This window comes from Hymenobacter sp. (genome assembly GCF_036387835.1).
Taxonomy (GTDB): domain Bacteria; phylum Bacteroidota; class Bacteroidia; order Cytophagales; family Hymenobacteraceae; genus Hymenobacter.
Genome location: NZ_DASVSY010000032.1, coordinates 1 through 10,110, shown reverse-complemented (window position 1 = coordinate 10,110; position 10,110 = coordinate 1). Strand labels below are relative to the sequence as shown.

Annotated in this window: 9 protein-coding genes; 6 read left to right on the top strand and 3 right to left on the bottom strand. The window is 57.2% G+C overall.

Annotation, left to right across the window (positions count from 1 at the left end; all coding sequences use genetic code 11):
* Window positions 1–171 precede the first annotated feature (171 nt).
* Window positions 172–1,941, bottom strand: coding sequence for a PA14 domain-containing protein (locus VF639_RS06380; protein WP_331145055.1), 1,770 nt, complete (start codon window positions 1,939–1,941; stop codon window positions 172–174).
* A gap of 291 nt (window positions 1,942–2,232) precedes the next feature.
* Window positions 2,233–2,751 carry a hypothetical protein gene (locus tag VF639_RS06375; RefSeq protein WP_331145054.1) on the bottom strand — a complete coding sequence of 173 codons (519 nt, stop codon included), beginning with the start codon at window positions 2,749–2,751 and terminating at the stop codon, window positions 2,233–2,235.
* Window positions 2,752–2,954: 203 nt separating this feature from the next.
* Here VF639_RS06375 and VF639_RS06370 point away from each other — a divergent pair, with 203 nt between their 5' ends.
* Together VF639_RS06370 and VF639_RS06365 are read left to right on the top strand one after the other, a co-directional pair.
* Entirely contained in the window at window positions 2,955–3,899 is a 945-nt protein-coding gene (locus VF639_RS06370) for a 3-oxoacyl-ACP synthase III family protein (protein WP_331145056.1), read from the top strand.
* Window positions 3,900–3,993: 94 nt separating this feature from the next.
* Window positions 3,994–4,599: a DUF6992 family protein gene (locus VF639_RS06365; RefSeq protein ID WP_331145053.1), complete on the top strand. Its 606-nt coding sequence runs from the start codon at window positions 3,994–3,996 to the stop codon at window positions 4,597–4,599.
* 68 nt (window positions 4,600–4,667) lie between these two features.
* On the opposite strand, the gene VF639_RS06360 is transcribed toward VF639_RS06365, so the two are convergent.
* Window positions 4,668–6,791: a matrixin family metalloprotease gene (locus VF639_RS06360; protein WP_331145052.1), complete on the bottom strand. Its 2,124-nt coding sequence runs from the start codon at window positions 6,789–6,791 to the stop codon at window positions 4,668–4,670.
* A gap of 211 nt (window positions 6,792–7,002) precedes the next feature.
* Between VF639_RS06360 and VF639_RS06355 the strand changes: the two genes are divergently transcribed.
* From VF639_RS06355 to VF639_RS06340, 4 genes are read left to right on the top strand one after another with little or no spacing between them, the layout of a single operon-like run.
* A complete protein-coding gene (locus VF639_RS06355; RefSeq protein WP_331145051.1) occupies window positions 7,003–7,551 on the top strand; it encodes an RNA polymerase sigma factor in 549 nt (182 codons plus the stop codon).
* Window positions 7,548–8,246, top strand: a complete 699-nt coding sequence (locus VF639_RS06350; RefSeq protein ID WP_331145050.1) for a hypothetical protein — start codon at window positions 7,548–7,550, stop codon at window positions 8,244–8,246. The genes VF639_RS06355 and VF639_RS06350 overlap by 4 nt, the downstream gene beginning before the upstream one ends.
* Window positions 8,243–9,184 (top strand): DUF4097 family beta strand repeat-containing protein, encoded by a 942-nt coding sequence (locus VF639_RS06345; protein WP_331145049.1) that lies wholly within the window; start codon window positions 8,243–8,245, stop codon window positions 9,182–9,184. Before VF639_RS06350 ends, VF639_RS06345 begins: the two co-directional genes overlap by 4 nt.
* Window positions 9,185–9,208: 24 nt before the next feature.
* Window positions 9,209–9,949, top strand: a complete 741-nt coding sequence (locus VF639_RS06340; protein ID WP_331145048.1) for a hypothetical protein — start codon at window positions 9,209–9,211, stop codon at window positions 9,947–9,949.
* Window positions 9,950–10,110 lie beyond the last annotated feature (161 nt).

The window sequence follows — 10,110 nt, the reverse complement described above, 5'->3', positions numbered from 1 at the left end:
GGGGTGCCACTAATTCCCTACGGGCAATTCGTGGCACCACTTTCGTTTAACGGCTACACGGTAGCATAACCTCGAACAGGCACCAGCAACGATAGTGGTGCCACGAAGCCGTTCAAGCAATTCGTGGCACCACTTTGCCGCGCCAGCAGCGCCAGCAGAATATTAAATTCATTACTCGACTATCATCTTCTGCGTGCCGGTTCCATTGGCGGTTATAAAGCGCAGCATGTACATGCCAACGGGCAAGTAAGGGATTGAGATATTTACTTCTTGCTTGGCTACGCCCGGTACTTGCTTCTCGTAGAGGACGCGACCGAGGATATCCACTAATTGCAGCGAGCCAGAATCAGGTTGGCTTTGCGTAATGTGCGCTATGAAGGTGCCTCTGTTTGGGTTTGGGGCAGCACTGAGCACTTCGATGGTTTTCTTGCCCTTCTCTACGGATTGTGGTATGGGGCTAACGGCCGAGCAGAAGGCACTAGCCGGAACTACTTGCCGCGCTATGTTGGCCGTAGTGCTGGCATATTCCAAAACCAGAACGTTGTCACCGATTGCTTCGCCGTAGTGCACCTGGAAATCGTGGTAGCCGGCTGTCAGAGTAACCGTGGCGGACACCGTAAGTTGGCTGTGCTGACCACCATTGTCAAGGAAAGCATCCCGATTGAGAGGAGTAGACTGCAAGGCGGGGGTGTCGAGCCAGAGCCGGGCGCCATCATCTGCCGTTAGGTAGAAGGTGTAGGTACCAGCGGTTGGAATAAGAATACGGCCTCGGAGCCGAGCACTGAACATGTCGGGGTCGGTGGCTAAACCGGTTGACGTAGGAGCAAGGTAGCCCCAGCTGTCAACGGCACCGAAATTCAACTGCGTATCTATCCGCGACAGCTTTGGCGTGTTGGCATTGAAATACGTAGGATTATCGTTGAAATAGCCGCTGTAGTACTCGGCATAGATGCCGCTGCTAGCCGGGCCACCATCGGGGCGGGTACCTGTGCAGTTCATAGGCGCCGCCGCGGCTACCGTGAACGAATAGGCATCCCGGAATGTGGCAGCTCCTTGGGCATCAACTACCGCTACATCGGCCCGATAAGAGCCGGCCGGTACGGTTGCACTTAAACTCAACTGCCCGGTGGTAGGGTTGATGGTAATTCCGCTTGGCAGGTTGCCGCTATTGGCCAGAATGTATTGTGGCGCAGCAGCACCCGTGACGGTGGGAACCGCCGAAGTAACCGTGCTACCGACTACTACATTCTGGAAAGCAGGCGAATAAGCTAAGGCCGATGGCATCGTAATAGCTGGCTGGATGGCCGTACAGAAACTGGCTGACGGTATTACTTGCCGCGCTATGTTAGCCGTAGTGCTGGCATATTCCAGAATCAATGAGTTGTCGCCCACAGATTCACCATAATGCACTAGCACGTTGTGCAGGCCAGCCGTCAAGTAAACCGATGCCTGCAGCGTACGCTCGGAATGGTCACCACCATTGTCGATAGTAGCTTGGCTTGGCATTGGGTTGACGTTGATTGCCGCATTATCGAGCCATAAATAAGCGGCATCGTCGGCGGTTAAGTAAAGCGTATACGTACCGGCAGTAGTGATGCGCAAGCTACCCCGCTGGCGCAAGCTGAAAGCATCGGGGTTGGCTGCCGTACCACTGGCCGTAGGAAGCAGATTACCGAAGGGAGAGGAAACGCCAAAAAGAACGTTGGCATCAATCCGAGTTAAGCCGGCAGTATTGGTTGCAAAAAAGTTCTGATTATTGGCAAAATAGCCCCTGTAATATTGGGCGTATAAGCCATTGGTGGCCGGGCTACCGCCCGGATCGTTGCCCGTGCAGGCGCCCGACTGGGCTGAGCTATCTGTGGTAGGCCATGCTCCAAGCAATCCAATAAGTAGTGCTAGTACTTTGAGCTGTTTAAGACGAGATGTAGAAAATGTTAGCATACAGGTGTAAATAAGATGTTGGCGCTAGAAAGTGGCTTCACAAACTGGTAAACCACTTATTTTGTTGCACAATATCCATCTTATTTATAATAATATAATAATCTAACAAATTAGATAAATAGAATATTCATAGTACCTTAAACGACCCTTAAGCCTATACTATATACTTAAACCTTTATAAATTAATCTAATATTGAAATTCTACAAACCTTGAGCGAACTATATAGACTTTACAGCCGAGGTTACTAAATTTGAAAAATGCAATAAAAAATTCTGATCTGCTGGTATAATTTAGTCGAAGAGGCCGTGGCGTTGGCTTGATTTCTCTTTTCTTTTCTTCTTGTCTTTGTTGCCATCGAAGAGGCCGTTGAAAAGTCCCGTCTTCTTTTCCTTTATCAGAATATAGCGCACGGAAATACCGGTAGCAAAACGGGCCCAATCGTTGGAGTTGAACTCGATACTAGGCTTGAAATCGGCGGAAACCACAAAGCGGCTGAGGGCAATTTTGTATTCCAATCCCGCAATACCGTCGACCCCGCCGAAGGCTCTCGTGTCCTTGTTGCTGCCGATGTGCGCCCCGGCCCCGAAATAGTAATTAAGGCTAGGACCCAACAAGCCGAAGTGCTGCTCGGCCAATACAGTTCCTGTCACCTCACGGGTGCCGGCCAGCAGCAAACCTTCGAGGGTGGTCTTGGGCAGGATTTTTTGCTGCACTGTAAGGCCATAAAGGCCAGAACTAAACCGCAAGCCAGCGGCCGTACGGTATTTTTGGGCCAATGCGGGGCAGGCCGTGCCCAACGTCAACAGCAAGCAGAGCAACAGGCTCCGCTGAAATATAGAAAAACCAAACATCATAATCTTGTAACGAACGTAAGGGAACTCCCCTCCTGTTTCGGCGTTGAACGCGAAAACGCCTTGCAAAGTACGGGCCGCTTCTTTGTTTGAAACTCGCCGTCCGGGTAGAGTCTCGTACCTTGCTGCGGTTTTCGCCTAAATCCCGACTGTTTTCCCCCGTGTATATTCATCAGGTGGCAGCCTATCTGCCCGACTACGTAGTTACCAACGAGCACTTTACTCGTCTCAATGGCTTGGCCTCCGAATGGATAATCGAGCGCACCGGCATTCGGGAGCGGCGCAAGGCTGGCCCTGGCGAAAATACCAATACCATGGCCATTGAGGCCACCCGGCGAGCCTTAGCCCAAGCTCCCGACTTCGCCGCCACCATCGACCTGATTGTAGGGGCCACCTACACCCCCCACGACACTATTTATACGCTGGCCCACGCCGTGCAGCGCGACTTGGGCATCAATGAAATTCCGGTAGTAAGTATTTCCTCGGCCTGCTCGTCGCTGCTGAACGCTATTGAAATAGTGGAAGGCTATTTTGCCCTGGGCAAAGCCTCGCGCGCGGTGGTGGTGGTGAGTGAGCACAACACGGCCTACAACAACGAGCAAGACACTATGGCGGGCCACCTGTGGGGCGACGGGGCCTCTACCTTGCTTATCAGCAAAGAGCGCCTTGCTCCCACCGACTTGCGCGTTGTGGAGGTGATAACCGGTGGCGCCGCCGTAGTAGGCAAAGCCGACGAGGCCGTCACGCTGAAGCCCGTAGAAAAAGGCATTGTAATGCCCCACGGCCGCGACGTGTTCACGCACGCTTGTACCTACATGGCCCGCGTGACCGAGCAACTGCTGGAGCGGCAGCACCTTTCCGTCGCCGACGTAACGTTTCTGATTCCGCACCAAGCCAATCTGCGCATCACCAAGAACGTGCTGAAGCAGCTGGATATGCCCGCCGAACGGGCCGTATCCAACATCGAACAGCTAGGCAACACCGGGTGCGCCGGTGCCGCCATTGGCCTCGGCGACACCTGGAACCAGCTGCGCGAAGGCAACCGGGTTGTTATTACGGTATTTGGCGGTGGCTATTCGTACGGGGCCATGCTGCTGGAACGGTAAACCGCGGCAGCTCTGGTCGTTCTAGCCAAGCAAGCTCGGCAAACAAACAGGGCAAGCAGGTGCTTAGCAGGTTGATTTATTTTTCTTGGCTTCCATGGTCTTCCTGCTACGCCTGCTTTTGCTTTCTGTTTTGGCATTTCCGCTGGCGGCCCAGCAAGTAGCCCCAACTTCCCTGCCCGACTACAACGCCCGCCGCACCACCCTCGACCAACGCGGCATGCGGGTGCTTGGGGCCTGGGCCATTGGCAATGTGGGTATCAGTGGCGCCCGTTCCTTTGCTACCGATGGCCCCGAGAAATACTTCCACCACATGAACGTCGGCTGGGGCGTGGTGAACCTGGCGCTAGCTGGTTCGGCAGTACTAGCAGCTCACCGCACTAGTGCCCCCACCGACCGGGCCGGCGCCGTAAAAGCCCAGTTGCGCACCGAGAACCTGTATCTTCTTAACGCCGGCCTCGACGCTGCCTACGTGGCCACCGGATTCTATCTGAAAAAACGCGCTCGGAGCCGTTCCACTCAGCGCCAGCAAGACCGCCTGACCGGCTACGGTCGCTCCTTGCTGCTACAAGGCAGCTTTCTGCTGGCTTTCGACGGCATCATGTTTTCTGCACACCACGCCCACGGCAAAAACAGCCTGTATCCGCTCCTCAGCCGCCTACAAGCAGGGCCAAATGCAGTAGCCTTCGTGGTGAAGCTGTGAATGAGTGAGTGAAGTAGCCTATGGCGCGGATGGCACAGCTCCTTGCTGACTTAGGCTACTTCACTCACTCACTCTTTCCGCAGGAACGGCAAGTTGGTTAGCTTTCCTTCAGGGTTGCGGAGGCGAAGCACGTACCAGCCGGGGCGGAGGCTGGCCGTGGGAATGGCCAGAAAATTCAAGCCCGGCTGATAATCAATTCCGAGCAAGCTGTGCTGCCGGCCAATAGCATCAACAACCGAAACAGTAAGGCGGCCCGCAGCCGTGGCCGGGTATTGCAAACGGAGCCCGGTGGCGCCGGCCGGATTAGGAAATAGCTGCGGCTGGCTGGCCGTAGCAGCATCGCCGTAAGCGGCCAGCGGAGCTGCCGTATCGAGGGCGCCATTGGGGCGGCGCAGACGCAGACGGTAGTACCGCAGGCCTGACTGGGGCTGGGCATCGAGGTAGCGGTAGGAATTGCCGGAGCGCGGCACGGTAGCTAGCGGTTGCCAGGCTGTGGTATCGAAAGCCACGGAACGTTCCACCACAAAATCCTGAAGAAAGCACTCGTCCTGCGTGGTCCAGGTCAGGGCGACGCCCCCGGCCTCGGTGGTAGCGCCAAGGTTGGTAAGCGGGGCCGGCAACATCGGTTGGGGGCCGCAGCTCGGCGTCACGAAACTACGGGAGCGGAGCACGAGGCGGCCGCCCGTTATGTCATCGGTGCTGATGGCGCGGCTGGTTTGTCCGCGGGCCACTGCATAGTGCATCACGGCGCGTGGCAAAATCACGTGGGCTAGTTGCTGCGCGTGGCCTAGCTCGTGCACCGCCACCGTCTCGAAATCTAGCTGGGGCGTGATGGCCGAGGCTGGCCCGAATTGCCAGTTGGTACCCCCGTCAAACTGCATATCGATTTCCTGCACGGCAAAGGCGATACCGCCATCGGGCTGGAAACAACCCTGATAGTAGCTGGTGGTGCGGCCCAGTACGTTCACCGGTAGTTCTTCGCCCTGATCGAAGCCGACGCTATTTTCACTGTCTTGCTTGGCACCCCGTTCCGTTCGGGTGGCGGCCTCTACGTCCCAGTTCACTCCGCTCTGGCAGCGCCAAGTGGCCAAGGCGTTTCGGAAGGCCGTACCGGCGCGGGCATTGGACGCAAATTCCGCTTCAAAACGAAAGCCGTAGCCCCCACGCCCGTTCTGATTGAGATGACTAGGGCGTATCACCTGGGTGCTGTCGCTGGCGGGCAGCACGTTGCTGATAGCGTAAGGAATGGTGAGGGTAGCTAGGCTGGTGGTAAGAAGCTGGTCGGCGCTGGTGACGCGCACGGTGCCACTACCCGCCGGGCTGCGGCTGCCCCCACTGGTCTGGCTCAGCGAGGGCACCCGCACCTGAATACGGGTATCGGTCCAGCTTACGTAGTCGGTAACGCGGGGCTTCACAAACGAGCTGCCCCCGTTATCGGCGTTGCGAAACTGCACAAATCCGGCGCCGCGCGTCGCGCCGAAGCCGGTACCCGTGATGGTGAGCACCGCCCCCGTACCGGCTGACACCGTGGTTGGGCTCAGGCTGGTGATGATGGGCGCTTGCCCGCGGGCTTGCGCGGGCGGAGCTAATTGCCGGGCCACCGCTGTTGCCAGCACTGGGTTCGGCTGTACCACGCGCCGGGCTTGGCCGGTAGCCGCTGTCAGGGTCTGATAAAAATCTTCATCGACAAGCCCGTATTCTTTGAACGGCTCGGCGGCCGTGGCATCACTCAAATCGTAGCCGATAAACCCTTGCTGGCTGCCATAAGCCATCCAGGCGGTTCCTGCGCTTTCAGTGCCCGGAAACGTGGCTGGCGCCAAAAACAGCACGCCTTGCTGGCCTGGTTGCAGGGCTAGGGTATTGGTAAGGTCTTGCCGGGCCAGGTCGACGGTGCCACCCTCGGTAAGCACGGTTAGTTGGGCGGGGGCGGTACCTTTTAGCGCACTAAACACGCGAAACTGGTGGGCGGTGTAGATACGGCGGTGCTGCTGGTCCCAAAAGCTGCGGCTGGCCATTACCTCCCCTTCTACCACCAGCGGGGCCTGCTTGGCCCGCTGCGTAGGGTCGAGGGCCAGCAGCAGGCAATGCGTTTCGGGTGCGGTGATGGGAGTTTGGGCGTAGCTTCCGCCGCTTAGCAGCGAGCAGCATAAACCAAGAAGAGCACAAGAGAAGGCGGGTATACGCACGGGCATAAAATGACGCAAATAGAGGTCCGCTTAAGATACGAGATTTGTGGAAGCAGCGGAAAGCATTCACCTCATGCCCAGCCAGTAAGTCCGCGCTGCATCAGCACGGCTGCCCGCTTGCATACGGATAACAAGCGGGTTATGCTTCACTGGCTTTTTTTTCACTTGCGCCAACCTTTGCCGGGCTTGGATTCCCTTTAGGCTAAATAACTGCTCCGTGACTTCGCTTCCCGCGTTTAACAATTCTGAAGAACAACTGCTGCTGACTGGCTGCCTGGCGCAAGACCGCCAGGCGCAGTATCAGTTGTATCAGCGTTATAAAACGGCCATGTTTTCCTGTGCGCTGCGCATTCTGGGCGGCGACCATGATCTGGCGCAGGATGCGTTGCAGGATGCCTTTGTGGATGTGTTTCGGCAGCTGGCCAGCTTCCGGCAACAGTCTACGCTAGGTGCCTGGATTAAAACCATTGTGGTGCGCCGGTCCCTGGCCACGCTTCGGCGCGAACAGCGCATGGAGGTTTACGACCCCGAGCGCCACCCCGAACCCCTGGTAGCTTGGCACGACCAGCTAACCGGCCAGGCCCTGGAAAAAGCCATTGATGAGCTACCTGCGGGCTATCGCGCCGTATTCTGCCTGATCGAGGTAGAAGGCTATCTGCACCGCGAAGTGGCCGAGATGCTTGGTATTTCGGAAGGCACCACCAAATCGCAGCTTTTTCATGCCAAGCGGCTGCTCAAAATCAAACTTCACCACCTGTACCTATGAACCAGACCCCCGACCTGCCCGACGAAGGGCAACACAACCTGCGGCGGGCGCTGAATGAGTTGCCCACCCACGAGCCCGCCCCCGCCACCTGGTCCCGCATCGAAGCCCAGTTGGCGGCCGACGAAGCCATACACCGTACCCTCCCCCAATTGCCCATCCACGAGCCTGATGATGCCGTATGGGCCGTTATTGCGGGCCGCCTCGACGAGCTTCAGGCCGCCCCCGCTCCGCTAACGGTTACGGCCGCTACGCCCGGTGCGGTTCGGCCGCTGTGGCCGGCCAAGCAGTTACGCCTCGTAGCGGGCATGGCGGCCGCTATTCTACTGCTGGTGCTGGCCTGGTGGCAGCGCCCCACCGCCTACGACACCTCGGTACCGCGCGAAACCATTACCTACACCGAGGAAACCGTGGAAAGCCCAACGGCTACGCTGCCCGTACAAGCCGCCACCGACCCGCTGGGTCAGGAAGGCGTGGCTTTCATTGATGCCCATTGCACCTCACTACCCACGGTTTGCCAGTCAGGCGAATTCAAGGAGTTGCGCACCCAGCTTACGGAGCTGGAAACCGAAGAACTACGCCTGCAGCAAGCCGCCCAGCGCTTTGGCGCCACCCCCGAACTGGTTCGCAACCAGGTGCGGGTCACCACACTCAAAGCCGCCGTCACCCGGGAGCTTATTCAACTCCTCATCTCATGAGTGCTTTGCTTTTACATCTATGGAAGCCACGCCGTTGGGGCGAGTGCCTGCTGCTCGGGCTGCTCTACTTTGGGCTGCTTGGCAGTGCCCAGGCGCAGCGCAAGGTGCAAGTGCTGACGCGTACCATCGAGCAGACGCTGGCCTGCCCTACGGGTACGCTTGTTCGCATCAAGGCCGAAAAAGCCACGCTCAAGGTGCAGGGCTGGGACAAAGCCAGCGTGCAGGTGGTGTTGCGCCTGAGCGCCCGCCATCCCGAGCGCGCCATAGCCGAACGGGAACTACCCGCAGCGCGCTATCAAATAGCAAAGAAGGGCAGCACCATTGATCTGGTCAACTACTTCGCCCTGCCCGTTGGGGCCCCGCCGGTCCGCAGCGACTTGCGCGCCGACTACATCGTTATGATGCCGGCAGGCAATTCGCTGGAGGTTGTGAATGCCTATGGCCACACAGAGTTAATTCAGCTAACGGGCCGCCAAACGCTGATGCAAGATTTCGGTGAGATTACGCTCCAGGACCTGCGAGGCAGCTTGGAAGCCACCATTCGCTACACCGAGCTGACGGGCACCAACCTCAACGCCGCGTTTGTTTGCCGGGCCGACAAATCGGCGGTGCAGCTAACGGGCGCCGGAGGCACTTATGCTATCAGCAATTCCTACGGCAGTATTGTGTTTGAGCCCAACGACGAACTGAAGAGTGCCTTTGTTGATGCCACTCGCACCGAAGTAACCATTGGGGTGCCGCAACTTTCGCTCTTCAACTACAACCTAGGCACCAGCCAGGGCAAACTGGTTGTACCCGCTAGCTACACCTCTAAACGCACGCTTACGGGGCGCAATACCTTGCAAGTCACCAACGATGCCAAGTTGCCGCTTATCCGCGTCAGCACTTCCTACGCCCCCATCACGCTCCAGACTCAACCGCTTCTCATCCAGCGCTGATCCGCTGTGCCGATTACTTATTCTATGAATCAAACACGTATTCCTAATTTAACCGCCTTACGCACGCTCCTGCTTTGCTTGCTGCTTGGGTTAAGTTTACCTCAACTGGCTGCTGCCCAAACCGCGCCCGATAGTACTCGCGTCCGGTATAGCGAAGAAACCGTTGAGGAGCCCGACTCAGCGCGTACAAGTGCACTAAAGCAAACGTATAACAAGGTAGCGCGTCTGCAAATCGAAGAACAGAGGCTTTGGAAGATTGGGTTAAACAACTACACCGGCGCCGTCTCAACTATTCCGGTGCGGTATACTCGCTACGGCTTGTATCTGATATATGAGCAGAAGCTGCGGTCCGATGTATCCGTCATGGCTGAATTAGCGCCCGATTTTACGCACTATCGCCCGGTTGATGGCGACCCACTGCGCAAACGGTTCAGCGTCCGCTCGCAGCTAGCCGGGCGTTTCTATTACAACCTCGACCAGCGCATTCGCAAAGGCAAAAGTGCCAGCAACTTCTCCGCCAACTATTTATCGTTGGCGGTGGGCAACGGGTTCGGCCGCGGCGCCCACGAAACGCCCTTTTATTACTACGAATCCAGCAAACCCATCGTGCGGGCCGACATGGCCATTCTCTACGGCCTGCAACGCCGCATAGGGCAATACGGCTTCGTCGATTTCAACGTGGGCATTTGCACTAAACTAGCCCCCGAAATCAATGACTTCGGTTTTACTGCCACCCTGCGCCTCGGCTTAGCTTTGGGCCGATAGCGCCAGCTTAGGGCTTAGAAGCTCCTATGTTTGAGCAAGTGCTTAAACTTAGGCCTTGACGCAACGGGCGGGAGCAAGATGGATTAGAGGCTAGGGCCAATAGAGCCCGTCAAACATGAGCATCCCCCGCTCGTTCACGGCCACGTTGGACAGTTCCGTTA